Source organism: Streptomyces sp. NPDC056231, assembly GCF_048270745.1.
Taxonomy (GTDB): Bacteria; Actinomycetota; Actinomycetes; order Streptomycetales; family Streptomycetaceae; genus Streptomyces.
This window is the reverse complement of sequence record NZ_JBLVKW010000003.1, coordinates 257,743-282,805: the sequence shown is the minus strand read 5'-3', so window position 1 is coordinate 282,805 and position 25,063 is coordinate 257,743. Positions and strand designations below refer to the sequence as shown.

General features: G+C 66.7%; 21 protein-coding genes. 10 read left to right on the top strand and 11 right to left on the bottom strand.

Annotated features, from left to right (window positions below; translation table 11 throughout):
- Nucleotides 1–1,042 precede the first annotated feature (1,042 nt).
- Nucleotides 1,043–2,833: a chromosomal replication initiator protein DnaA gene (dnaA, locus tag ACNPQM_RS04985; protein ID WP_418082976.1), complete on the bottom strand. Its 1,791-nt coding sequence runs from the start codon at nt 2,831–2,833 to the stop codon at nt 1,043–1,045.
- Between the two features lie 380 nt (nt 2,834–3,213).
- On the opposite strand from dnaA, the gene rpmH reads away from it, so the two are divergent.
- The 9 genes from rpmH (at nt 3,214) to ACNPQM_RS04940 (ending at nt 10,118) form a co-directional block, all read left to right on the top strand.
- Nucleotides 3,214–3,351 carry a 50S ribosomal protein L34 gene (gene rpmH / locus ACNPQM_RS04980; protein WP_030930485.1) on the top strand — a complete coding sequence of 46 codons (138 nt, stop codon included), beginning with the start codon at nt 3,214–3,216 and terminating at the stop codon, nt 3,349–3,351.
- 18 nt (nt 3,352–3,369) lie between these two features.
- Complete coding sequence (gene rnpA, locus ACNPQM_RS04975) at nt 3,370–3,741, top strand: ribonuclease P protein component (protein ID WP_078840444.1); 372 nt, start codon at nt 3,370–3,372, stop codon at nt 3,739–3,741.
- Nucleotides 3,738–4,097, top strand: a complete 360-nt coding sequence (gene yidD, locus ACNPQM_RS04970; RefSeq protein ID WP_358856651.1) for a membrane protein insertion efficiency factor YidD — start codon at nt 3,738–3,740, stop codon at nt 4,095–4,097. Before rnpA ends, yidD begins: the two co-directional genes overlap by 4 nt.
- Before the next feature lie 3 nt (nt 4,098–4,100).
- Nucleotides 4,101–5,381, top strand: a complete 1,281-nt coding sequence (yidC, locus tag ACNPQM_RS04965) for a membrane protein insertase YidC (RefSeq protein WP_418082975.1) — start codon at nt 4,101–4,103, stop codon at nt 5,379–5,381.
- A gap of 14 nt (nt 5,382–5,395) precedes the next feature.
- Nucleotides 5,396–5,905 (top strand): protein jag, encoded by a 510-nt coding sequence (locus tag ACNPQM_RS04960; RefSeq protein WP_030930494.1) that lies wholly within the window; start codon nt 5,396–5,398, stop codon nt 5,903–5,905.
- A gap of 109 nt (nt 5,906–6,014) precedes the next feature.
- Nucleotides 6,015–6,731, top strand: a complete 717-nt coding sequence (gene rsmG, locus ACNPQM_RS04955) for a 16S rRNA (guanine(527)-N(7))-methyltransferase RsmG (protein WP_358856649.1) — start codon at nt 6,015–6,017, stop codon at nt 6,729–6,731.
- Between the two features lie 292 nt (nt 6,732–7,023).
- Nucleotides 7,024–8,100 (top strand): ParA family protein, encoded by a 1,077-nt coding sequence (locus ACNPQM_RS04950; protein ID WP_418083020.1) that lies wholly within the window; start codon nt 7,024–7,026, stop codon nt 8,098–8,100.
- Between the two features lie 116 nt (nt 8,101–8,216).
- The gene (locus ACNPQM_RS04945) at nt 8,217–9,197 is read left to right on the top strand and encodes a ParB/RepB/Spo0J family partition protein (RefSeq protein WP_418082974.1); all 981 of its coding nucleotides are present in this window, start codon (nt 8,217–8,219) and stop codon (nt 9,195–9,197) included.
- A gap of 303 nt (nt 9,198–9,500) precedes the next feature.
- Nucleotides 9,501–10,118 carry a GNAT family N-acetyltransferase gene (locus ACNPQM_RS04940; RefSeq protein WP_037702094.1) on the top strand — a complete coding sequence of 206 codons (618 nt, stop codon included), beginning with the start codon at nt 9,501–9,503 and terminating at the stop codon, nt 10,116–10,118.
- An 82-nt stretch (nt 10,119–10,200) separates the two neighbouring features.
- Here ACNPQM_RS04940 and trxA read toward each other — a convergent pair whose 3' ends face one another.
- The 7 genes from trxA to ACNPQM_RS04905 all read right to left on the bottom strand — a co-directional run bounded on the left by trxA (nt 10,201) and on the right by ACNPQM_RS04905 (nt 19,896).
- Nucleotides 10,201–10,533, bottom strand: a complete 333-nt coding sequence (trxA, locus tag ACNPQM_RS04935; protein ID WP_358856647.1) for a thioredoxin — start codon at nt 10,531–10,533, stop codon at nt 10,201–10,203.
- 45 nt (nt 10,534–10,578) lie between these two features.
- Entirely contained in the window at nt 10,579–11,541 is a 963-nt protein-coding gene (gene trxB / locus ACNPQM_RS04930; RefSeq protein ID WP_358856646.1) for a thioredoxin-disulfide reductase, read from the bottom strand.
- A 133-nt stretch (nt 11,542–11,674) separates the two neighbouring features.
- The gene (locus ACNPQM_RS04925) at nt 11,675–12,631 is read right to left on the bottom strand and encodes an anti-sigma factor family protein (RefSeq protein ID WP_418082973.1); all 957 of its coding nucleotides are present in this window, start codon (nt 12,629–12,631) and stop codon (nt 11,675–11,677) included.
- Nucleotides 12,628–13,371, bottom strand: a complete 744-nt coding sequence (sigM, locus tag ACNPQM_RS04920; RefSeq protein WP_418082972.1) for an RNA polymerase sigma factor SigM — start codon at nt 13,369–13,371, stop codon at nt 12,628–12,630. The genes ACNPQM_RS04925 and sigM overlap by 4 nt, the downstream gene beginning before the upstream one ends.
- A 167-nt stretch (nt 13,372–13,538) precedes the next feature.
- Nucleotides 13,539–15,263: a protein kinase family protein gene (locus tag ACNPQM_RS04915; protein ID WP_418082971.1), complete on the bottom strand. Its 1,725-nt coding sequence runs from the start codon at nt 15,261–15,263 to the stop codon at nt 13,539–13,541.
- Between the two features lie 129 nt (nt 15,264–15,392).
- Nucleotides 15,393–17,549, bottom strand: a complete 2,157-nt coding sequence (gene murJ, locus ACNPQM_RS04910; protein ID WP_418082970.1) for a murein biosynthesis integral membrane protein MurJ — start codon at nt 17,547–17,549, stop codon at nt 15,393–15,395.
- A gap of 49 nt (nt 17,550–17,598) precedes the next feature.
- Entirely contained in the window at nt 17,599–19,896 is a 2,298-nt protein-coding gene (locus ACNPQM_RS04905) for a DUF6049 family protein (RefSeq protein WP_418082969.1), read from the bottom strand.
- A gap of 184 nt (nt 19,897–20,080) precedes the next feature.
- Between ACNPQM_RS04905 and ACNPQM_RS04900 the strand changes: the two genes are divergently transcribed.
- Nucleotides 20,081–21,523 carry a CCA tRNA nucleotidyltransferase gene (locus ACNPQM_RS04900; RefSeq protein ID WP_358856640.1) on the top strand — a complete coding sequence of 481 codons (1,443 nt, stop codon included), beginning with the start codon at nt 20,081–20,083 and terminating at the stop codon, nt 21,521–21,523.
- A 211-nt stretch (nt 21,524–21,734) separates the two neighbouring features.
- On the opposite strand, the gene ACNPQM_RS04895 is transcribed toward ACNPQM_RS04900, so the two are convergent.
- The 3 genes from ACNPQM_RS04895 to ACNPQM_RS04885 all read right to left on the bottom strand — a co-directional run bounded on the left by ACNPQM_RS04895 (nt 21,735) and on the right by ACNPQM_RS04885 (nt 24,985).
- The gene (locus ACNPQM_RS04895; RefSeq protein WP_418082968.1) at nt 21,735–23,003 is read right to left on the bottom strand and encodes an MFS transporter; all 1,269 of its coding nucleotides are present in this window, start codon (nt 23,001–23,003) and stop codon (nt 21,735–21,737) included.
- 124 nt (nt 23,004–23,127) lie between these two features.
- Entirely contained in the window at nt 23,128–24,210 is a 1,083-nt protein-coding gene (locus tag ACNPQM_RS04890) for an inositol-3-phosphate synthase (RefSeq protein ID WP_418082967.1), read from the bottom strand.
- Between the two features lie 67 nt (nt 24,211–24,277).
- Nucleotides 24,278–24,985, bottom strand: a complete 708-nt coding sequence (locus ACNPQM_RS04885; protein WP_418082966.1) for a helix-turn-helix transcriptional regulator — start codon at nt 24,983–24,985, stop codon at nt 24,278–24,280.
- Between the last annotated feature and the right edge of the window lie 78 nt (nt 24,986–25,063).

The window sequence follows — 25,063 nt, the reverse complement described above, 5'->3', positions numbered from 1 at the left end:
GAACCGCCTCCTGCTGTTGCTCGCTCGCCCTGCTGGCCTTCGTGGTCTGGTCGGGGTCGCTCCGCCGATGGCAGGGGGAGGACGTCCCGGGGACCAGTCTGACGTACGGCACCGACACTCGGTGCTGCTCGGGGTCAAGTCGCGACAAGAGGTTCGGAGAGCTCCGGCGCCAAGTTGTGCACAGCACCCACTTCGAAGCGGAATCCGAGCTAACTCTATGTGGCAGTAGTAGTAGGGCCTGTGGAAACCGTGGATAACGCCGTTTTCGCAGGTCAGGCCCGGTTTTTTATCCACTGCCCCTGTGGGTGGCAGCGGTGGACAACCCGGCGTTTCTGTGGACACGCAAAAGTTCTGCACACCCGATGCACAGGGCAGGGGGGTTTCTCCCCAGGGCTGTCCCCAGTTTTACCCAGGTTCCCCACAGCCCAACCGGGCTCCCTGGTGTGACGCCTTTCACTCCGCGCGGTGAAAGCGGGTGTTGTGTTGCCGAACAGTGGACAGGGGTGTGGAGAAGCTGGGGACAACACAGCCCTGCCTGTGGGCCGCCGGTGGACAACATCGGGTGGCCCCTGTGGACGAATATTTTGTCCACAGGCTGTGGATCGCTGTTGACCACAAATCCCCAGGCCCTTGACCTGGCCTGATGGAGTATCGGCAGTCGCCCCTGTGGAAGCAATATGGACAACTTCGCGATCCCCAGGCTGTGGAGGGGAAATTTTCCCCAGATCTGTGGAGAACCGCAGGTCGGCGGCGTGTATTCGAACACCAAGGCCAGGGCGGCGGCGTGCGGATGGCGCCAGGAAGGGGTCCGGGAGGCCTCTGGAGGTTCCGCCGGGGTGTCCCGGAGCCCCACGGAGGCGTTCCGGAGGCCGGCAGAAAAGCTTCCGGTTGCCGACAGGAACGCTTCAGGACCACGCCGAGGCGTGCCCCGGCCCCATGGATGCGGGCAGGAGACGACGAAGGGCGCCCCTGCGCGGAAGTCCGGCAGGGGCGCCCTCGGCGGCGTGCATGAAGTCGTGCCAGAAGCCGTACCGGCGCTCTGTCAGCCGTTCTTGATGCGGTTGGTGAGCTCGGTGACCTGGTTGTAGATGGAGCGTCGCTCCGCCATCAGCGCACGGATCTTGCGGTCCGCGTGCATCACCGTCGTGTGGTCGCGGCCGCCGAACTGCGCGCCGATCTTGGGCAGCGAGAGATCCGTCAGCTCACGGCAGAGATACATCGCGATCTGGCGAGCCGTCACCAGCACCCGGCTGCGTGAGGATCCGCAGAGGTCCTCCACGGTCAGACCGAAGTAGTCGGCGGTCGCCGCCATGATGGCCGTCGCCGTGATCTCCGGAGCCGAGTCCTCGCCACCCGGGATCAGGTCCTTCAGCACGATCTCGGTCAGCCCGAGATCCACCGGCTGCCGGTTGAGGCTGGCGAAGGCCGTCACCCGGATCAGCGCTCCCTCCAGCTCCCGGATGTTGCGCGAGATGCGGGAGGCGATGAACTCCAGGACCTCCGGCGGGGCGTTGAGCTGCTCCTGCACCGCCTTCTTACGGAGGATCGCGATGCGCGTCTCCAGCTCCGGCGGCTGCACATCGGTGGTCAGACCCCACTCGAAGCGGTTCCGCAGCCGGTCCTCCAGGGTGACCAGCTGCTTGGGCGGCCGGTCCGAGGACAGCACGATCTGCTTGTTGGCGTTGTGGAGCGTGTTGAAGGTGTGGAAGAACTCCTCCTGCGTCGACTCCTTGCTCGCCAGGAACTGGATGTCGTCGACCAGCAGGATGTCCACGTCGCGGTACCGCTTGCGGAAGGTGTCGCCCTTGCCGTCGCGGATCGAGTTGATGAACTCGTTGGTGAACTCCTCGGAGCTCACGTAGCGCACCCGGGTGCCCGGGTAGAGACTGCGCGCGTAGTGCCCGATGGCATGCAGCAGGTGGGTCTTGCCGAGCCCCGACTCCCCATAGATGAAGAGGGGGTTGTACGCCTTCGCGGGTGCCTCGGCGACAGCGACGGCGGCGGCGTGCGCGAATCGGTTGGATGCGCCGATGACAAAGGTGTCGAAGAGGTACTTCGGATTCAGCCGGGCATGGGGTTCGCCGGGACCGGGTGCGGGCTGTGCACCTATCGGGCCGGTGGCGCCGCCGGGGCGTCCGGTGCCCGGACCGCCTTGCCGGTGCTGGGGGTCCGGCAGGGCGTGGCGCTCGGGGCGCACCTGCTCGTAACCCTGGTGCTCGGGCGGCTGGGACCGGTAGTCGTGCTGCTGGGGGCGGTAGTCGTGCTGCGGCTCACGCCACTGCTCCGCGGACGCGTCGCGCTCCTGGAATGCGCCGAGCCGGGGCTGCTGCCAGGGGAGGTCCTCCTGGGTGCGCGGCCAGGCGCCGGGCTCGGGGCGCTGCTGCTGGTAGTCGGGGTAGGCGGGGCGGGCCGTCGGCATTCCGTCGTCCGAGGGCCGGTGGCCGTATCCGTCGTACGCGTCGTTGTGCTGCCGCTCGTCGTGCTGCGGTCCCTGGTAGCGGTGCTGCTCCGGCTGCTGGGACTGGTGCATCGGGGGTGCCGGCGGGTTCGGCGGCTCGCCCGCCGAGTCGTCGACAGTGATCGCGATCCGGATCGGGCGTCCGCATTCACGGCTCAGGGTTTCGCTGATGAGCGGCGCAAGCCGTCCCTCGAGGACGCGCTTGCCCCATTCGTTGGGCACGGCGAGCAGTGCGGTGTCGGCGACCAGTGCGAGCGGCTGGCAGCGCTCGATCCACTGCTTGTCCTTCGGCTCGATGCCCTGCTGGCCCTCCCCGAGGAGTTGCTCCAGCACTCGTGGCCACACTGCGGCAAGATCGGCAGGTACGTCAGCCACAAGGCACGCTTTCTCGTTGGTCCCACGAATGTGTGGTTCTCGGGACGGGATGGGTCGGGACGGGTGAGGCCCGGCAGGCGGGAAGAAAAAGAACCGCAGTCCAGCCACGGTAGTCAGGCCGACCCGTGAGGTTCAAGTCGTTGTCCACAGGCTGTGTACAGCGCGGGCCCTCGCGGGGCGGGTTTGACCGGATGGCGTAGCCGCGCGTACCGTGACCAGGTCGAGTTGTCGATGGCTGCTGCCGCCTGCCTCCGATGGGCAAAGATCACGGTCTGTGATTGTGAAGCGGTGCACTAACGCGTTTACGCGAGTCCCTCGTGGGCGCACGGTGACAGCCAGGCGATGTCCCGCCAACACACAATCATTTCTGGAGCCCCCGAGTGAGCAAGCGCACCTTCCAGCCGAACAACCGTCGTCGCGCGAAGACCCACGGCTTCCGGCTGCGTATGCGCACCCGTGCCGGCCGCGCGATTCTCGCGTCCCGCCGTGGCAAGGGTCGCGCCAACCTGTCCGCCTGATCGCGCACAGGTCATGACGTGCTGCCTACCGAGAATCGGCTGAGGCGGCGCGAGGACTTCGCGACCGCAGTACGTCGAGGACGCCGGGCCGGACGGCCGCTACTCGTCGTCCATCTACGCAGCGGTGCAACGGACCCGCACGTGACTGGGGAGAGTGCTCCCCCGCCGCGTGCGGGTTTCGTTGTCAGCAAAGCCGTGGGTGGCGCGGTCGTACGCACAGCCGTGAAGCGGAGGCTTCGCCATCTGGTCCGCGATCGTCTGGCCATGCTGCCCCCCGGTAGCCTGGTTGTCGTACGAGCGCTGCCCGGATCGGGCGACGCCGACCATGAACAGCTGGCCCGAGACCTGGACGCCGCCCTTCAGCGGCTGCTGGGAGGGGGCGCGCGATGAAGTACCCGCTGCTGGCTCTGATCAAGCTGTACCAGTGGACGATCAGCCCACTCCTTGGGCCTGTCTGCCGTTACTACCCGTCGTGTTCCCACTATGGATATACGGCGATCGACCGGCACGGAGCGATCAAAGGAACCGCGCTGACCGCGTGGCGCATCCTGCGGTGCAATCCGTGGTCACCCGGCGGCGTGGACCATGTTCCGCCACGCAAACGTCCGCGTTGGCACGAACTGCTGCGTAATGCACTGCGTGGCAGCAAGGCCGGGGACTCAGCCGCTGATGTGCCTCTTGGGGGAACGGCCTCCGAACCCCCAAGCCCGGCCGCAGAGACTTCGCCCAATGCTCAAGGAGCCTGATTAGTGGACACGATTGCCAGTCTGTTCAGCTTTATCACTTACCCCGTTTCGTGGGTCATCGTCCAGTTCCACACGCTGTACGGAGCGATCTTCGGCGATAACACGGGCTGGGCCTGGGGCCTGTCCATCGTGTCCCTGGTGGTGCTGATCCGGATCTGCCTGATCCCGCTTTTCGTCAAGCAGATCAAGTCGACCCGGAACATGCAGGTGCTCCAGCCGAAGATGAAGGCGATCCAGGAGCGCTACAAGAGCGACAAGCAGCGTCAGTCCGAAGAGATGATGAAGCTGTACAAGGAGACGGGAACCAACCCGCTCTCCTCGTGCCTTCCCATCCTCGCGCAGTCGCCGTTCTTCTTCGCCCTGTATCACGTGCTCTCGGCCATCGCCTCGGGCAAGACGATCGGTGTCATCGACCAGCCGCTGCTCGACAGCGCCCGCCAGGCGCACATCTTCGGTGCTCCGCTCGCTGCCAAGTTCATGGACAGCGAAGCGACCGTCACGGCGCTCGGTGCCTCGCTGACCGATGTCCGGGTCGTCACCGCGGTCATGATCGTCATGATGTCGGCGTCGCAGTTCTTCACCCAGCGCCAGCTGATGACGAAGAACGTCGACCTGACGGTCAAGACGCCGTACATGCAGCAGCAGAAGATGCTGATGTACGTCTTCCCGCTGATCTTTGCCGGCATGGGCATCAACTTCCCCGTCGGTGTCCTCGTCTACTGGCTGACCACGAACGTCTGGACCATGGGTCAGCAGATGTACGTGATCAACCAGAACCCGACCCCGGGCAGCAAGGCGCAGAACCAGTACCTGGAGCGTCTGCTGAAGAGTGTCGCCGCTCACGGGGAGGTGCGCGGTCGGACCAGGCGCAACACGATCAAGCGGATCGTGGCGAAGGGCCCGGACCGCAACGACATCGAGCGGAAGTTCGTCACCGGACTGGCCAAGCTCGGCCTTGCTGCCCAGGAGGACGGCACGGTGACGAAGAGCGATACCGCTCTTGCCGAGGCCGAGGGTGGATCCGCACAGAAGCGCCAGCAGCCCAAGCGCCAGACCAAGGCCAAGCGTCAGAGCGGTGCGACTCAGGCCGGTTCCGCGCAGCCCGGTGCGGCGAAGGAGACACACTCCACCGAGTCGGAGGCCAAGACCTCGCTGCAGAAGCAGGACGCACCGCAGGACGACAAGCCGAAGCCGGCGGGCAAGCCCGCGTCCGGCTCCTCACGCCAAGCCAAGTCCGGACAGCGCAGGGGCCCGCAGCGGCCCAAGCACCCGTCCAAGAAGTAAGAAGGAGTCCATCCGTGACGGAAGGCACCACCTCCACGGCCGCTGAGGGCAGCGACACCTTGACCCGCCTTGAGCAGGAAGGGGAGATCGCAGCCGACTACCTCGAGGGCCTGCTCGACATCGCCGACCTCGACGGTGACATCGACATGGACGTCGAGGCGGACCGGGCCGCGGTCTCGATCATCAGCGACTCGGCACGTGAACTGCAGAAGCTCGTGGGCCGCGACGGTGAGGTGCTGGAGGCGCTCCAGGAGCTGACGCGCCTGGCGGTGCACCGGGAGACCGGTGACCGCAGCCGTCTGATGCTGGACATCGCAGGCTTCCGGGCCAAGAAGCGTGCGGTCCTGGCCGAGCTGGGTGCCAAGGCCGCGGACGAGGTCAAGAAGACCGGTGAGCCGGTGAAGCTGGACCCGATGACGCCGTTCGAGCGCAAGGTTGTGCATGATGCGGTTGCGGCCGCAGGTCTGCGCAGCGAGTCGGAGGGCGAGGAGCCGCAGCGCTTCGTCGTCGTTCTCCCGGCCTGACCGGACCCTTGTTCTGTCGGCCCCGTCTGTTCGCAGGCGGGGCCGATCTTTGTCAGCCTGATAGTCAGCCACCCACAGTGCGGTAGTGCGGTATGGAAGGACGGTTCCCGTGACGGCGGAAGTAGAGCTTCCCCAGGCGCCTGAAGAGGCGCGGGCGGTTTTCGGTGAGTTCTTCCCGGAGGCTGTCCGGTATGCGGAGCTCCTTGCCGATGCAGGGGTCAAGCGCGGTCTGATCGGCCCCCGCGAAGTGCCTCGGCTGTGGGAACGGCATCTGCTGAACTGCGCGGTGCTCTCCGAAGTGGTGCCCGAAGGCGTCACGGTCTGCGACGTGGGATCCGGAGCAGGTCTTCCGGGGATTCCACTTGCGTTGGTGCGTCCCGACTTGAAGATCACCTTGCTGGAGCCGCTGCTTCGGCGGACGAACTTTCTCCAGGAAGCCGTCGAGTTGCTCGGGCTGGACCATGTGACCGTGGTCCGCGGCCGCGCCGAGGAAGTCCTGGGGACTCTTCAGCCGGTTCATGTCGTCACGGCCCGGGCCGTGGCGCCGCTCGATCGACTTGCCGGCTGGGGTGTGCCACTGCTGCGCCCCTACGGGGAGATGCTGGCGCTCAAGGGCGACACCGCCGAGGAGGAGATCAACGGCGCACGGGCTGCTCTGAGCAAGCTCGGAGTGGTGGAGACCGAGGTGCTGCACGTCGGGGAGGGCGTGGTCGAGCCGATGTCCACCGTGGTGCGCGTGGTGGTCGGCGAGAGCCCGGGTGGTGTGAGGTTCGCCGCAAAGAGAGCCAAGGCCGCAAGGACGAGCCGCACGCGACGGCGGCGCTGAGCCACGTAGTCACGTTGCGGGATCAGTTATTACGTACAGTTCGTGCCGTCTGTCGGTAATGCTCCGCACAAGCAGCCATACGCACTCTGTGCGGAGTGTCGTGCCCCTGTAGCTAGGCTGCAGGGGCATCGTGTTTCACGTGAAACGTCGCTCTCTGCTGCATGGAATCATCGGCCGCGGCCGTGCGGCTGCCGCCCCGCGCCATCGCAGGCCCGCTAGGGCTACGGAGTTGTCCACAGAAGTGGATTCATCCACAGAAGAGCGGGCCTCGCTGGTTCACGACCCCGAAAGCATGGCAGGCTCTGCTCATTGCGAGCTTGAAGTCGAGGAGAGTGAATCCTTGCGGTCCGACGCCAACATTGCGGGACCGATGACCGATCCGGTCCCCGGTCCCCGAACCGAATCGGCGGGGGACGGTGTTTCACGTGAAACACCGCCGCCGATGGATGACACACCCATCGGTCGTGCGGCCCAGCTGGCGGTCGAGGCCCTCGGCCGCGCCGGCGAGGGGCTGCCCCGCCCTGACCAGACACGCGTCATGGTGGTGGCCAACCAGAAGGGCGGCGTGGGCAAGACGACCACGACGGTGAACCTTGCCGCGTCGCTTGCACTCCACGGCGCACGTGTTCTGGTGGTCGACCTCGACCCACAGGGAAACGCCTCCACGGCCCTGGGCATCGACCACCATGCCGAAGTTCCCTCTATCTATGACGTTCTGGTGGAGAGCAAGCCGCTCTCCGACGTGGTGCAGCCCGTACCGGACGTCGAAGGTCTCTTCTGCGCCCCTGCCACCATCGATCTCGCCGGTGCGGAGATCGAGCTGGTATCGCTGGTGGCGCGGGAGAGTCGACTGCAGCGAGCGATCCAGGCTTATGAGCAGCCACTGGACTACATCCTTATTGACTGCCCGCCTTCGCTCGGTCTGCTGACGGTCAACGCCCTGGTCGCGGGCGCCGAGGTGCTGATCCCCATTCAGTGCGAGTACTACGCGCTGGAAGGACTGGGACAGCTGTTGAGGAACGTCGATCTCGTCCGGGGACATCTGAACCCCGCTCTGCACGTGTCGACGATCCTTCTCACCATGTACGACGGCAGGACCCGGCTCGCTTCCCAGGTGGCGGAGGAGGTGCGCAGCCACTTCGGCAAGGAGGTGCTGCGCACAAACATCCCCCGGTCGGTACGAATCTCGGAGGCGCCGAGTTATGGGCAGACCGTTCTGACCTACGACCCGGGTTCCAGCGGATCCTTGTCGTATCTCGAAGCAGCTCGTGAGATTGCCCTGAGGGGAGTCGGGGTGCACTACGAGGCCCAGCACGCCCACGCAGGCAGCCAGAACAGTCAGCAGAACATTTCGGAGGGGATCCAGTGAGTGAGCGTCGTAGAGGGTTGGGGCGTGGGCTCGGCGCACTGATCCCCGCTGCCCCGCAGGAACGTCAGGTACCAGCCTCCGAGCCGGGCGCGGCCTCGTCCAGCGCGATTCCGGTGATGACGGCTGAGCGAGGAGTGGCCGCTGCGAAGGTGGCCACGCTCGCGGCTGCTTCCGCTGTATTGGGGCCGAGTGCGCCCCTCTTGCAGCCCGAAGCCTCCTCCGAGGCGACGGGCGCTGCGGGAGCGTACTTCGCCGAGGTTCTCCTCGGCTCAATCACTCCGAACCCCCGGCAGCCTCGTGAGGTGTTCGACGAGGACGCGCTTGCCGAGCTTGTCACCTCCATCAAGGAGGTCGGTCTCCTCCAGCCTGTCGTCGTGCGGAAGCTGGGACCGGAGCGCTACGAGCTCATCATGGGCGAGCGGCGCTGGAGGGCCTGCCGTGAGGCGGGTCTGGAGCGCATCCCGGCCATCGTGCGGGCCACGGACGACGAGAAGCTGCTCCTGGACGCACTCCTGGAGAACCTCCATCGGGCTCAGTTGAACCCACTGGAGGAGGCAGCCGCGTACGACCAGCTGCTCAAGGACTTCAAATGCACGCATGACCAGCTGGCCGACCGTATCGGGCGGTCGCGCCCGCAGGTGTCGAACACGCTGCGGCTGCTGCGGCTCTCTCCGCCTGTGCAGCGCAGGGTCGCTGCCGGGGTGCTGTCGGCCGGTCATGCCCGAGCGCTGTTGTCTGTGGACGACTCCGAGGAGCAGGATCGGCTGGCCCATCGCATCGTGGCTGAGGGCCTCTCGGTGCGTGCGGTCGAGGAGATCGTGACCCTGATGGGTTCCCGGACCACCAGTACCCCAAAGTCCAAGGGGCCCCGCGCCGGCGGTCGGCTGTCTCCCGCTCTCTCCGATCTTGCTTCCCGGCTCTCGGACCGCTTCGAAACCAGGGTGAAGGTCGACCTCGGGCAGAAGAAGGGAAAGATCGTCGTCGAGTTCGCCTCGATGGAAGATCTGGACCGCATTCTCGGCAGCCTGGCGCCTGGTGAGGGCCGCGTGCTGGAACGGCGTCTTTCCGAGGAGTCGGCCGAGAACGGCGAGGGCTGACACCCGCTGAGTGAGCCGTGGGGCGGGCCGTGTGCGGGTACTTACCGGAACACGGCCCGCCCTTTGCTTGCTCACGGTGTCGGCTTCGTCTCCGGGTGGATACGATTCGTTCTGATATGGCACATCCAGCTTGATCCACCTCGGCGGAGGGAGGGCCATGCGATCAGTGAGCCGCAGCCGACTGGTGACAGTGGGGCTGGGCTTAGGAGCCGTCGGAGGGTTTGTCGGCGGCCTGCTCCGCGAACGGAGTGCACTGACTGCCGCTCGTGATGCGGCGGGCGAAGGAAGTGAGGAACAGCCTTCATGGGACGGCGGCTCGTACCGCTCACACTGGATAACCTTCCCGACCTCCCCAAGCGCTGCCGCTCGTGTGTCTTCTGGGAGCTTGATCCGGTCAGTGGGGAAGCTGCGGTAAAGGCAGGCACTCCGGAGCTGGAAAAGGAAGCGTGGATCTCGGCTGTCCTGCTGGAGTGGGGATCGTGTGGCCGGGTCGTCTATGTGGACGATGTGCCGGTCGGCTTCGTCCTCTATGCGCCACCGGCGTATGTTCCACGTTCGACCGCCTTTCCCACCAGTCCCGTGTCCCCCGATGCCGTGCAGTTGATGACTGCGTGGATCATGCCCGGGTATCAGGGGCAGGGTCTGGGGCGGGTCATGGTGCAGACCGTCGCCAAGGACCTGCTGCGACGAGGGTTCAAGGCGATCGAGGCCTTCGGTGATGCCCGGTGGAAGGAGCCGGCCTGTGTACTTCCGGCTGACCATCTGCTGGCGGTGGGCTTCAAGACTGTACGCCCGCATCCGGTGTATCCACGGCTGAGACTGGAGCTGCGCACGACGCTTTCGTGGAAGGAAGACGTCGAATTGGCACTGGACCGGTTGCTGGGTGCTGTGCAGAAGGAACCGGCACTGCGCCCACTGTGATCCGAGAGCTCGGGAGAACGTGAAACGGGTCCATCCCTTCGAGGGGATGGACCCGTTTCACGTGAAACAACGCACCCTGGTCCTACTTGGCGATGAAGCCTTCGAGGTCGCGGAGGATTGCGGCCTTCGGCTTGGCGCCGACGATGGTCTTGGCGACCTCGCCGCCCTGGTACACGTTCAGCGTCGGGATCGACATCACGCCGTACTTGGCGGCGGTCGCCGGGTTCTCGTCGATGTTGAGCTTGACGATTTCGATCGCGTCGCCATGCTCGGCCGCGATTGCCTCCAGGGAGGGAGCGATCTGGCGGCACGGGCCGCACCAGGCTGCCCAGAAGTCCACCAGTACGGGCTTCTCGCTCTTCAGGACGTCCTCCTCAAAGGAGTCGTCAGTCACGTTCTTCAGGGCGCCGGCCACGGCGGCCTCCTTAACTTCGCGGGGGTGTGGGGTGAGAGGCGTGGATCAGACGGCTGCCGCAGCGGCCTTCTCTTCGTCGGCGAGCACGGCAAGGAAACGCTCGGCGTCGAGGGCGGCGGAGCAGCCGGTGCCGGCAGCGGTGATGGCCTGCCGGTACGTGTGGTCGACGACATCGCCGGCGCCGAAGACGCCGGTCAGGTTGGTGCGCGTCGAGGGAGCGTCGACCTTGAGGTAACCCTCGTCGTCCAGGTCGAGCTGCCCCTTGAAGAGCTCGGTACGCGGGTCATGGCCGACGGCGATGAACAAACCAGTCACCGCAAGCTCGGACGTCTCGCCGGTCTTGGTGTTGCGCAGGGTCAGACCGGAGAGCTTCTGCTCGCCGTGAACCCCGGCGACTTCGCTGTCCCAGGCGAACTTGATCTTCGGGTCGGCGAAGGCACGCTCCTGCATGGCCTTGGAGGCGCGCAGCGAGTCGCGGCGATGGACGATCGTGACCGACTTGGCGAAGCGGGAGAGGAACGTCGCCTCCTCCATGGCCGTGTCGCCGCCGCCGACCACAGCGATGTCCTGGTCCTTGAAAAAGAAGCCGTCACAAGTGGCGCACCAGGAGACGCCGCGTCCGGAGAGCGCGTCCTCGTTGGGCAGACCGAGCTTGCGGTGCTGGGAGCCGGTGGTGACGATGACAGCCTTGGCGCGGTGCACCGTGCCGGCCGTGTCGGTGACGGTCTTGATGTCTCCGGCGAGGTCGACGGCGATCACATCGTCGGGAATGAGCTCGGCGCCGAAGCGCTCCGCCTGGGCGCGCATGTTGTCCATGAGCTCGGGGCCCATGATCCCGTCCTGGAATCCGGGGAAGTTCTCCACGTCGGTGGTGTTCATCAGCGCGCCACCAGCGGTGACGGCGCCCTCGAAGACCAGAGGCTTCAGCGACGCACGTGCGGTGTAAAGGGCGGCTGTGTAGCCCGCGGGGCCGGAGCCGATGATGATCACATTACGGACGTCGCTCACGGGTTTCTTCCTCGTCTCTGCAGACTGCCTACTGTCCACGCCTACTGGGGTCGGTTCAACGACTCTCACCCCACCCAACGGATCCTACGGGGGATGCATTCCCGACGTGCCGGAGCGGCGTCCGGTGCCATTCTCAGGGGCGGGGGTAGGCGTGGGTCAGGAGAAGATCCCCCCTGCCCGCGGGGTCTGTGCGGACGCAGCCGGCATCGATGACGTAGGCCTGGACGAGGGTGGCGTCGGTCTCGTGCGGCAGAACGACGAGGAAGGCGTTGGTGTCCTCGTATGTGCCTTCCTCGACGGCGAGTGGGGCAGTGTCTCGTCCGGTGCCCAGCTGTACACAGGCGGGGACGGACGTGACGGGAGTGCGCAGCGGTGTGCCGGAGGCTGAGGCGGCAGGGGACTCACCCTCCGGGGTCGACTGGACATCGACGGACGGCGCCTGCTTCTCGGCGTTGGGATGCTTGAGAGGGGACGCCTCGGCATTGCTCAGGAGGCTGTGTACGCGCTGGCTGAGCGGGGAGCCCGAGAACGCGCTCGCTCCCGTCTTCGAGGCACTGACGCCCATGTCCGCTGCCTTGGACCCTGCGGAGTTCTGAGACGTCTGGACCATCTGCAGCAGGAGGACGCTCATGCCCACCGCCGCCGCGCCGAGCGCTGTGCCGAGGACGATGCGGCGGCGGCGCCGTGACGACTGGCGGCCAGGGCCGCTGGTGGCCCTGGGGTGCCCTGAGGGACGGTCCGCAACGGTGGACTGAGCCGCCCTGCGCTCCGCTTCGCGGCCCCGCGCCTCTTGCTCTCCCGCTCCCTGCCCCTGTTCTGCGGCGGCTTCTGTTTCACGTGAAACATCGGCCTCGGCGGCCAGCGCGGCATCGATACGGTCTGCGACATCCTCGGGCATACGCACGGGAGCGGGCAGAGTGCCGAGTAGTCCGCGGATCTCTTCGAGAGCGGACCGGACCTCGCCACAGAGTGCGCAGTCATCCACGTGGCGGCTTACTTCCGCCGCGCGGGATGGCGAGAGCAGCCCTTCGGTGAGCTCGGAGATCTCCGAGACGTCAGGGTGCTGAGTCGTGTCGGTCGTTGATGTCATGTGCGCCCACCTCCGCCCTTCACTCCAGCGGGATCACTGGTCTCTGCGTCCTTTGGCCCCGATGCGGGTGGGACGGATGCCCTCTGCGTCCGGTTCCTTCCCATGCCGGGTTCACCGCTCTCTCCGACTTCACCACGGAGGTGGGTCAGGAGGGGGGCCAGCCGGGCTCGGCCCCGTGCACAGCGGCTCTTCACGGTGCCGGTCGGCACCTCAAGGATGAGGGCGGCCTCCGCCACGGGATATCCCTGCATGTCCACGAGAACCAGTGCGGCCCGTTGTTCGGCGGGAAGCGTGCCGAGTGCCGCCAGAAGTTCGCGGTGCAGATCCTGACGCTCGGCTGGTGCCTCGGCGGACTCGTGGGGCTCCAGGAGCTGTTCGAGTCGCTCGGTGTCGTCGACGGGTGAGGTCTTGCGTGACGCGGCCTTGCGGACCCGGTCGAGGCAGGCGTTGACCGTGATGCGATGCAGCCAGGTGGTGACGGCGGACTGGCCGCGGAAGGTGTGAGCGGCCCGGAAAGCGGAGACCAGGGCGTCCTGGACGGCGTCGGCAGCTTCCTCGCGGTCGCCCAGGGTCCGGAGTGCCACGGCCCACAGCCGGTCGCGGTGGCGCCGTACGAGCTCACCGAAGGCATCCGGTTCACCGGCTACGTGACGAGCGAGGAGGTCTGAGTCGCTTGTCGGGTGGGGCTCGCCCGCCACAGGACTCACGGTTTCCCTCCTCAGCTGTCGCCATCTGTGCATTGAAATCGATCCATAATGAAAGGCGAACGATAAGGATCAATCGGATATTTAGCAATAGCGAATAGGCGGGCCGTGCCCGGCTCTTCGTAGAAGAAAGCAGGGTCTCCAGAGCTTTTTCCTCTGGAGACCCTGTTTTTTTGCGCCGAGGTGGGTGGTGCCAGCTGCGGCTACCGAAGCGCGGTGAAGGCGACGTTCGTTACGGCTTGCTTGTAGCCGGAGCCGACATATGCGTCACCGGGCGCCTTCGGCGCAGCTGTAATCCAGACCAGCACATAACGCGTCTTCACGGGCGTCCGGGCCTTCAGCTGGGCCGAGGTGGCACTCGTGCTCTGGGTCGCGAACGGCTTCAGCGCGTCGATCGATGCGCTCGGCGACATGCTGTCCTCGGCGTACAGCGAGACCGTGGTGTGATCGCCCCCGTACAGCATTGCTATGGATGCGCTGGAGACGTTCTGCTCCGAGCCGAGGTCGTAGACGATACCGAAACCCTTTTTGTAGGGGGCGAGTTCCGGACCGCTCACAAATGTCTTGGATCGCCAGAAAGTGGAGCTCTTGTCGTCGTACGTCTTCTTGACGTCGCCAGGTGCCTGCGGGTTTCCGTCCGGCGCGTATTCCTGCGCATCCTCGACCTTTATCGGGGTGGGCGCCTTAGGCTTGTCGCCACCGTTGTTGGTGGTCTGTGGCGTCTCCTGATCGCCGGAGCCCTTGTCGCGGTGCAGCAGGGTGTCCGCCAGCTGCCAGCTACCGAGGCCTAGGGCGGCGATGAGCAATGCGGACACGGCCCACTTGAGGGCCTTGCCGGTGCGGCTCTGGAGCGGCGCCGGGGGTGCGGCCGTCACGGGCTTGGTCACGGGTGTGCCGGGACGGGCGGACGGATGTCCGTAGGTGCCCTGCTGGTAGGTCGTCCGCTGGTACTCGGGCGGAGCCGTGAACGTGGGCTCGGGCGGACGGATGCGCGGCATCGCCGCGACGGCCTTGGCAAGCTCGTCCGGGGTGGTGCAGGGCTGTTCCTGCCGGGAGGCGGTGGCGCCGTCGTTGGCCAGGGCGCGCATGGCGAGCTCGGAGAGACCTCGGTGTACGCCGGCCCGCACCTGGTCGGGGGCGATCAGCCCCACGCCCTTGGGCAGTCCGGAGAGACCGTACGCGTCGTTCTCGTACGGCCAGCGTTGTGTCAGAGCGGCGTAGAGCAGGGCGCCGATCGCCTCCGTGTCCGTGCGCTGAGGACGCTCTGCGGTGATGCCGCGCAAGGCGGCGTTAACAGCGAGGCCACGGATCCGGTACTGACCGGTCGAGCTCTGCAGCACCGCTCCCGGGGTGAGCCTCAGATGCGCGAGGCCCTCGCGGTGCGCGGCCGCCATGGCCTGGGAGATCTGGCTGACCAGCTGGTACGCGTCGTGAGCGTCCATGGGGCCGGAGGCCAGCAGAGCCGTGAGCTCAATGGCGTCGGGAAGCCATTCATGGACGACGTAGACAAGGTCGTCCTCCTCGACCGCGTCGAGGACCTGCACGAAGCGGGGGTCGCCGAGCAGTGCGGAGGACCGGGCCGCGGCCAGCACGGAGCGGGCTCGCGGGTGGTCCGCGGGGAGCAGATGGACGCCCACCGCGCGGCGCAGTTTCTCGTCGACAGCACGCCAGCTGCTGAATCCGTCCAGACGGGTGACGCACTCTTCCAGACGGTAGCGCTGGGCAAGTCTGTGGCCGCTGTGCAGATCAGGGGTCGCCGAGGCGGCCTCCGGGCTGCTTCGCTCATCGTCTGCGTCCCGGGGGCTGGTGCCCGCCGATTCCTGGGCTTCTGCCGTCCCGTCGGTCGTGGCCTCGTCCGCCTTGGCGGCCAGCGGCTCATCACCGCTGTTGTCGGCCACGTCGACGGCAGCCGTGCTTCGTTCCGCCACCGTCGTTCCTGCCTCCCCATCCGTTGCGCGATGCCAGCCAGCTCTGCACAGTCACGCCAATTGTGCCCACACTCCAGCGCTATGCACGACACACGGAGAGCAGCGATGGTTGTGCGGGCCGATTGATCCTCAGCGTCCGAGTCGCCCGCGGACCATCCCGACCATGCCGTTGATCTCTTCGATCCGCATGCGCTTCGCCGCGATGAAGAAGACCCCCATCAGCACGGTCCCACCGCAGAGCAGGGCGACCAGCGAACCGAAGGCACCCTCGCCCAGGCCCTTGAGCAGTGCGAAGCCCACGCCACCGCCGACGATCGCTGCGGGGATCGCCGCGAGGCACAGACGGGCGTAGGTACGGACGACGTGTGCGCCGTCCAGGTCGCCGCCCAGCCGGTTGCGCAGCCGGCGCCAGGCGACGCCCACGCCGACGGCATAGGCCAGTCCGTACGAAGCCGCCATGCCGACGACCGCCCACTGGGCCGGAAGCACCACGTAGCAGAGAGCGGAAGCGGCGGCATTGACCCCGGCGACGATGACCGTGTTGTAGAAGGGCGTGCGGGTGTCCTCGTAGGCGTAGAAGCCACGGAGCACCACGTACTGCACGGAGTACGGGATGAGGCCGAGGGCGAACGCCATCAGGATGAAGCCCATGGACCTGGCGGCCTCGGTGCCGCTGGAGGCGTACAGCAGCGTGCACATCGGCACGCCCAGCGCGAGGAACGCGAAGGCGACCGGCACGATCGCCACGGCGGAGTTGCGCAGCCCCTGCGAGATGTCGTCGCGGACCGCGCCGGGGTCGTTGTCGTGGGCGGCCCGGGAGATACGGGGCAGCAGGGCTGCCATGACCGAGACGGTGATGATCGCCTGAGGCATGCCCCAGATCAGCTGCGCATTGGAGTAGGCGAGAAATCCCGTGCCGTTCCTGTCGGAAGCCTTACCGGCGGCGGTTGCGAGCTGCGTGACGACCAGTACGCCGGCCTGGTTGGCGAAGACGAACAGAACGGTCCACTTGGCCAGCTTGACCGTCTTGCCGAGTCCATGGCCCTTCCAGTCGAAGCGCGGACGGAAGCGGAAGCCGGCCTCGCGCAGATACGGAATCATCGCCAGGGCCTGGACGACAAGGCCGAGCAGTGTGCCGATACCCAGCAGCCGGACGCCCTCCGGCGGAATCGTCTGTACACCCATGTGGGATTCGGCGGAGGTGCCGTAGACCCAGATGAACATGCCGAACGTGAAGATCATGACGATGTTGTTGAGGACCGGGGTCCACATCATCGCGCCGAACTTTCCGCGGGCGTTGAGGATCTGGCCCATCACCACGTGCACGCCCATGAAGAAGATGGTCGGCAGGCAGTACCGGGCGAAGGTGGTGGCCACATTGTCGGCCGCCGGATCGTTCGCGATCGTGCTCGACATCAGATGGATCAGCAGGGGAGCGGCGAAGACCGCGATCGCGACGATCACGCCGAGTGCGACCATGACGAGCGTGAGCAGGCGGTTGGCGTACGCCTCGCCGCCGTCCTCGTCGTCCTTCATGGAACGGACGAGCTGAGGAACGAAGACCGAGTTGAGCCCGCCGCCCACGGTGAGGATGTAGATCATCGTCGGCAGCGTGTAGGCGACGGTGAAGCTGTCACCGAGCAGCGCCGCACCCAGCGCGGCGGTGATCACCAGGCTGCGGACAAAGCCGGTGAGACGGGACACGAGTGTGCCGGCCGCCATCACCGCGCTGGACTTCAGCAGGCTGGAGGCCCGGCCGCCGGACTTCGGCGGGGCGGGTGCCGGAGCCGGTTCTGGCTCGGACGGAGCGGGGGACCCGGCCGGGCCTTCCTGGTCCCGGAACAGGTGAGCGAACGCGTCCGGTTCCTCGTGGTGCTCGGATGCCTGAGTGACGAGGTCGTCCACACCGACGAACTGCGTGGTCGCCGCGTCGTCCCCGTACGGCAGGTGCCGGGACGCGCCGTCGGGCTCGGGCGGCGGGGTCTGCGCCCAGATGCGTGGATCGGGGGCGTACTGCGCCGCAGGCGGCTGCTGGTAGAGCGGCTGCGGCGGCTGGTACATGCCAGGGGGTGGCGGCGGGTGGGCGGCGCGGTCGTACAGTGCCTCGGCCACCGGGTCCTGGGCGGACAGGTCGTGAGCGCGGTAAGGGTCGCGGTCGTACGTGTCCTGGATGTACGGATCGGGCGGCAGCGGCGCCTGGCCCGGGCCAGGCGGCATCGGGGGGCCACCGGAAGAACCATCTCCGCCCGCACCCTGACCACGGTCACCGTCGTACGGCGCGTTCATCGAAACCCCACCTCATCGTCCCCGGCCGACCGGCCACGACAGACATCGCTCAACGGTCTACTTTCTCACCCGTGCCTGAAGGCCCCCCGCTTTCCGGACCGGTGTCCGGAGTCGGGTCACTCGGCTGCTCGGGTTCACCGCCGTCGTCCCCGGCCTGGGTGCTTGCGTTGGCGCGCTTGCGATGGGTGTACATCCTGATGCCTGCGAGGACCAGCAGCAGCAGCCCGCCGGCGATCACCAGCAACACGGTCGGTGTGACCTCGGAGACCTTTACCGTGAAGGTCATCTCTTCGCCGTACGGCATGCCGTCCTCGGTGTACAGCTGCGCCACGACCTGTACCTGGCCGTTGGCGTTCGCAGCTGCGTCGAACTTCACGGACTGGCTGTGGCCACCGGCGATACGGATCGGCTTCTCGGCCACCGCGCCGCCGTTGTTCAGCTTGAGCCGCGTCGGGTTTTCCGACTTCAGCCGGAGCTTCAGATGGTCGACATCCTGCAACAGCCTGTTCTGCACGGTCACAGGGATCGTGGCGCTGCGGCCGGACAACGTGACGTCCGACTTCGAGATGAGCTGCACCTCGTTGATGAGGCCCTGCAGGTATGTGCGTACCGAGTCCCGGTACTGCTGTGCCTCCAGCGGCCTGCCGCGCCAGGACGTCGACATGGCCCGGTTGATCGCGTTGCCGAAGGGGGTCACCACCCGCTCCGGCTGAGTGAGGATGACCTGGAAGCTGCCCAGCGAGACCTGGGTGGACTTGATGTCCTGGAAGGCTTGGGTGGGCAGCTCCTGGCTGCGGAGCCGCTTCGGGTATTGGGAGGTCCCGGGGACCCGCGTCGTCGCCTGGGCGTCGGGCTCGGCCTCGGCTGCACCCACGAGGTCGAGAGGCTGCGTCCACCGTTCGTCGTCGAGGGCGTGCAGGGCGCTTGCCATCGACTGCGCCTGCGCGGCGGTCGGCATCCGCTGTGGCGCGATGACGATGCTGCGCTTGGTGTCCGTGTCCTGCTCGGTCAGCGCGAGGGCTGTGGCGAGGAACTTCTGCACGGCGAGAGTGGAATCCTCCGCACGCGACATGTCTCCCTCGAAGGCTTTGGAGAGCCGGGAGTCGGCCACGATGGCGTTGGTACCGCCACCGATCGGCCGGGCTGCGGTCGGTGTGTACGGCAGCTTCCCTGTTTCCTGGAGGCTGTCGCTGCGGGCGATCACGTTGTGGGCACCGGCCGACGTGGCGACATCGACGATCGAAGGATCGATCGCGCCGTCGACCGGCCATGCGAAGTCGGTGGACGGTTTCACGTGCAGGATCGTCTCCACCGTTGTGCCGGCCACCTCGGTGGCGGTCTGCAGGTGGCTGAGAGTCCCCGAGACGTTCTTGCCGCGGTGTGCGATGGACGCAAGATCCGGATCGGCGAAAGGCAGCGCCACAACCTTGCGGTCCGCCACCGCCTTCTCCAGTGAGCTGAGCCACTGCTTGGCAACGGCCTGGTTCTTGCCGGGAACGGTGGTGTCGTCGACCTTGACGCGGTAGCTCCTCGCCATCGCATCGACGCTGGCCAGCAGATCCGGGTCGATCACCCAGGTGACGGGCAGCTGGCTGCCCAGCGAGACCATCTGGTCGAGGCGACCGCCCGGAGCGAGCTCGGCCGCCAGGTTGTCATCGGCGAAGACCGGTGTCTGCTGCTCGTCCGAGCCGGTCTCGGCAGTGACATGGGCGGATGCGATCAGCGGCCAGAGATAGGTGACATCGGTCCTGGAGCCGCTCTCCTCCGGCTGCCAGGGGAGGAAGGTGCGCTGGATTCCGAGCACCTGCTCGTACTGGGCGCGGGCGGTCTGCCCGGACAGGGAGACACCGAGCTGGTAGACACCTGCGTCGTCGAGTCCCAGCTTGTCGACGGGCACGGACAGCGTGAAGTCCTGGCTGATGCCCGAAGGGAGCTTTGCGAATTCCACCGTGTACTTACCGCCGATCGCTGCGGGATCGCTGCTGGGCATGTACCCGGTGCGCTCCGCGGCGTCGTCGATCGATGTCCTGCTGAAGAGCCTCGGCCCGACACGCAGATCGACCCGGGCATCGGTGACCGGTTCCTTGCCCCTGTTGGTCAGGGTGCCGGAGACGGTGAGCGTGTCCCCCTTGACCGGTGCACTGGGAGCCAGGGTGTCCAGGGACACATCGACGGTGCTGGAGCCGGTGGAAGCCTTGCTTGCCACGGCGGCCTGCGCCGTGGGCGCGGCCGTGCCGGCCAGCAGCGCTGCCACGAGCGGTGCTGCGACGACCAAGGATGCTGTGCGCCGCAGCCACCGGCGGGCAGGAGAAGGACTGATCCCCTGGATGTCTGCCGCCTCGGCCACGCGCCTACCCGTCCCTCGTCGTCGTCAGCTGCTGTCGATGGTTGTCGGTTGCTGCGTCCCCGCATGGTAACGATGTGCGCGGGCGCTGAGTGCTCGGGTGTGCGCTACATGATCGGGAGAGTCTTGCAGGGGTGGAAAGAAACGATGACGCCTGGGCCGGTCCGGGCACGTACCCTTTTCTGTTGTGCCGAACGCCAATGAAGAGAATTCCAGTGCCCTGACCCAGGTGCAGCATCGCGCAGTCAGCGAACTGCTTCGGGTCTCCCCGGTCGCCGACGACCTTGCCCGCCGATTCCAGGATGCCGGATTCAGTCTGGCCCTGGTCGGTGGCTCGGTCCGGGACGCGCTGCTCGGCAGGCTGGGGAACGACCTGGACTTCACCACCGACGCCCGGCCCGAGGACGTTCTGAAGATCGTGCGTCCGTGGGCCGACTCGGTATGGGAGGTCGGCATCGCCTTCGGCACAGTGGGCTGCCAGAAGAACGGCTACCAGATCGAAGTCACCACGTACCGGTCGGAGGCGTACGACAGGACCTCGCGTAAACCCGAGGTCTCCTACGGCGACTCCATCGAGGAGGACCTCGTACGCCGGGACTTCACGGTCAACGCCATGGCCGTCGCGCTGCCGCAGAAGGAATTCATCGACCCGCACGGCGGTCTGGAGGACCTGGCGGAGCGGGTGCTGCGCACCCCCGGGACACCCGAGGAGTCCTTCTCCGACGATCCCCTGCGCATGCTGCGTGCCGCGCGCTTCGCCGCGCAGCTGAACTTCGAGGTCGCTTCTGATGTCATCACCGCGATGACCGAGATGGCGGGCCGTATCGAGATCGTCTCCGCCGAGCGGGTCCGTGAGGAATTCAACAAGCTGCTGCTCTCCGCGCACCCTCGCAAGGGACTGGCACTCCTGGTCGACACGGGGCTGGCGCAGCGGGTGCTGCCGGAGCTGCCCGCGCTGCGGCTGGAAAGTGACGAGCATCACCGTCACAAGGACGTCTACGAGCACTCGCTGACCGTTCTGGAGCAGGCGGTCGACCTGGAGGAGGACGGTCCCGATCTGACTCTTCGGCTTGCCGCGCTGCTCCATGACATCGGTAAGCCGCGGACTCGGCGTTTCGAGAAGGACGGACGCGTCTCCTTCCATCACCACGAGGTGGTGGGCGCCAAGATGGTCAAGAAGCGCATGACGGAGCTCAAGTACTCCAATGACACCGTCAAGGACGTCTCGAAGCTGGTGGAGCTGCATCTGCGCTTCCACGGCTATGGCGACGGTGAGTGGACCGACTCCGCCGTCCGTCGGTATGTGCGGGATGCGGGCCCGTTGCTGGAACGGCTGCACAAGCTGACGCGCTCGGACTGCACGACGCGGAACAAGCGCAAGGCCGGCGCGCTCTCGCGCACCTATGACGCGCTTGAGGAGCGCATCGCACAGTTGAAGGAACAGGAGGAGCTGGACGCCATCCGGCCCGACCTGGACGGCAACGAGATCATGAAGACGCTGGGTGTCGGCCCTGGGCCGGTGATCGGCAAGGCGTACGCGTTCCTGCTGGAGATGCGGCTGGAGAACGGCCCGATGGGGCATGACGTGGCCGTCGCGGAGCTCAAGAAGTGGTGGGCCGGGCAGAGCTGAGGGTGGGGCTGCGGTCATGTTTCACGTGAAACATGACCGCAGCGGATGTGCGGAGGGGCGCTGTTTCACGTGAAACAGCGCCCCTCGATGCAGCAGCTCTCGGCACCCGCCCGGAAGAGGGTCAGCCCGTCGACTTCATCGGCGTCAGACAGGGAACCACGCCAGTCCGGCTCTTACGGCTGCCGGAGGTTTCCGTGTTGACGCGCGCACGCTAGAGCACTTCACTGACACGACTCCACCGGAACATCGTCACGGCGACGATCCCGTAGAGCAGCGCAAGCCCGATCACCACGGCGGCCGACTTCCCGTCAGGAGGCAGTGCCACAGCGGCTACTGCGGCGGCGCCCACAAAGGCCACGTTGAACAGCACGTCGTACAGGGAGAAGACGCGGCCGCGGAATGAGTCGTCCACCGCGGTCTGCACCACCGTGTCCGTCGCGATCTTCGTTCCCTGGGTGACGGCTCCGAGCATGAATGCCGCGACCAGCATCGGTCGAGGAGCGAACCACAGCCCGAGCGCAGGTTCGAGGACGGCAGCCGCGGCGGCGCACGTCGCCATCCAACGGAACCGGCCGAGCCGTCCAACCGCCCAGGGCGTCAGCACGGCCGCCGCGAAGAATCCCGCCCCCGAGGCGCCCACGGCCAGTCCGAGCAGGGCCAGACCGCCGGATTCGCTGTCGGACCAGGCGTACCGGCACAGCATCAGCACCATCACGGTCAGCGCCCCGTAGCAGAACCGGATCACTGTCATGGCGGCCAGTGCCCGTGCGGCGTCCGTCCGTTCGGCTAGATGGCGCAGCCCGTCGACGAGTCCGTGCGCGGTGGTGGCGAGCGCGTCCCTCAGCCGGACAGGACTGCCGTGCGTATCCGGCCCGAGGAGTTGGGTGGCCAGGCTCAGGGAGGCCAGCGCCGAGGCGAGGTAGAGCCCCGCGCCCAGCAGCACCACTGTGGCATCCGAGTCCGCAGCCACGAGGCGTACGGCGAAGGCGAGGCCGCCGCCCGCCGTGGCGGCGAGCGTGCCCGCGGTCGGTGAGAGCGAGTTGGCCATGACCAGCCGGTCCCTGTCGACGACCCGCGGCAGTGCGGCCGAGAGCCCCGCCAGCACGAAGCGGTTCACCCCGGTGACGCACAGCGCGGAGGCGTAGAAGAGCCAGTCGGGTGCGGTTCCGAAGATCAGCAGGGCGGTGCAGCAGGCGAGGGCTGCGCGCAGCAGATTGCCGTAAAGGAAGACTTGGCGGCGCGGCCAGCGGTCCAGCAGGACGCCGGCGAAAGGGCCGATGAGTGAGTACGGCAGCAGCAGCACGGCCATCGCGGAGGCGATGGCCGTCGCCGACGTCTGTTTCTCCGGGGAGAAGACGACGTGCGCGGCGAGGGCGACCTGATAGACGCCGTCGGCGGCCTGGGAGAAGAGCCGTACGGCCAGCAGACGACGGAAGTTCCGAAGGCGTAGGAGTACGCGCAGATCACGTACGACGGGCATGTGGGCAAGGGTCACATACGTTGAGGGTCCCCGGGCGGATTGCCCGGGGACCCTCAACGAGGCGGGAGCGGAAAAGCGTTGCCGCTCATCGCCCTGCCGCGTTCACGCGCCGTTTCCGGTCGTGTCAGCGCTCGACGTCGCCGTTGATGAACTTCTCGACGTTCTCGCGGGCCTCGTCGTCGAAGTACTGGACCGGCGGGGACTTCATGAAGTACGAGGACGCGGAGAGGATCGGGCCACCGATGCCACGGTCCTTAGCGATCTTCGCGGCGCGCACGGCGTCGATGATGACACCGGCGGAGTTCGGGGAGTCCCAGACCTCGAGCTTGTACTCCAGGTTCAGCGGAACGTCACCGAAGGCGCGGCCCTCGAGGCGCACGTACGCCCACTTGCGGTCGTCCAGCCAGGCCACGTAGTCCGACGGACCGATGTGGACGTTGTCGTCACCGAGCTCGCGGTCACGGATCTGCGAGGTGACGGCCTGCGTCTTGGAGATCTTCTTGGACTCCAGGCGCTCACGCTCGAGCATGTTCTTGAAGTCCATGTTGCCGCCGACGTTCAGCTGCATCGTGCGGTCCAGGATGACACCCCGGTCCTCGAAGAGCTTCGCCATCACGCGGTGGGTGATGGTGGCGCCGACCTGGGACTTGATGTCGTCGCCGACGATCGGGACACCGGCCTCGGTGAACTTGTCCGCCCACTCCTTGGTGCCCGCGATGAAGACCGGGAGGGCGTTGACGAACGCGACCTTGGCGTCGATGGCGCACTGCGCGTAGAACTTCGCAGCGACCTCGGAACCGACGGGCAGGTAGCAGACGAGGACGTCGACCTGCTTGTCCTTGAGGACCTGGACGATGTCGACCGGGGCCTCGGCGGACTCCTCGATGGTCTGGCGGTAGTACTTGCCCAGGCCGTCGTGGGTGTGGCCGCGCTGGACGGTCACGCCGGTGTTCGGAACGTCGGCGATCTTGATGGTGTTGTTCTCGCTGGCACCGATGGCGTCCGCGAGGTCGAGGCCGACCTTCTTCGCGTCGACATCGAAGGCGGCGACGAACTCGACGTCACGCACGTGGTAGTCGCCGAACTGGACGTGCATCAGACCGGGCACCCTGCCGGCCGGATCGGCGTCCTTGTAGTACTCGACGCCCTGCACCAGCGAGGCGGCGCAGTTGCCCACGCCGACGATGGCTACGCGAACCGAACCCATTCCGGTTGCTCCCTGTGTTGAGTGTTCTCGGTGATTCCGATGAAGGCCCTGCGGAAGTGCCGGGACTTCACTTGCCGGTGTCGTCGGACGGATCCGGCGGGGTGTGACCCCGGTGCCGGGGCAGGCCGTCCGTCTCCCCTGCTGTGTTCTGCTGAGCGGAGCCCTCGGGCGAGGATCGTCGCTGATCCCGTCCCGACCGCTCGCTCTCGATGAGCTCGTTCAGCCAGCGCACTTCGCGCTCCACGGATTCCATGCCGTGTCGCTGCAGCTCAAGCGTGTAGTCGTCGAGTCGTTCGCGGGTGCGTGCCAGAGAGGCGCGCATCTTCTCCAGCCGCTCCTCCAACCGGCTGCGGCGGCCTTCCAGGACGCGCATCCGCACCTCGTGCTCCGTCTGTCCGAAGAAGGCGAAGCGGGCTGCGAAGTGCTCGTCCTCCCAGGAGTCGGGGCCGGTGTGCGAGAGCAGTTCCTCGAAGTGCTCCTTACCTTCTGCCGTCAGCCGGTAGACGATCTTGGCGCGCCGTCCTGCCAGTGAAGAGGCAGGGGCGACCCCACGTCCGCCGGCGGGTGGGGCCTCTGTCGGACCGTTTCCCGGTTCCTCGATCAACCAGCCGCTGGCTACCAGCGTCTTGAGGCAGGGGTAGAGGGTGCCGTAGCTGAAGGCGCGGAAGATCCCCAACGAGGTGTTGAGGCGTTTGCGCAGCTCATACCCGTGCATGGGGGACTCGCGGAGCAGACCGAGTACGGCGAATTCGAGGATGCCGGAGCGTCTGCTCAACTTCGCCTCCTCCTTCTCCGAGTGCTCTCGCGGATCCTTATGCCGAGCTGATGTATCGACTCGATACATCTTGACGAT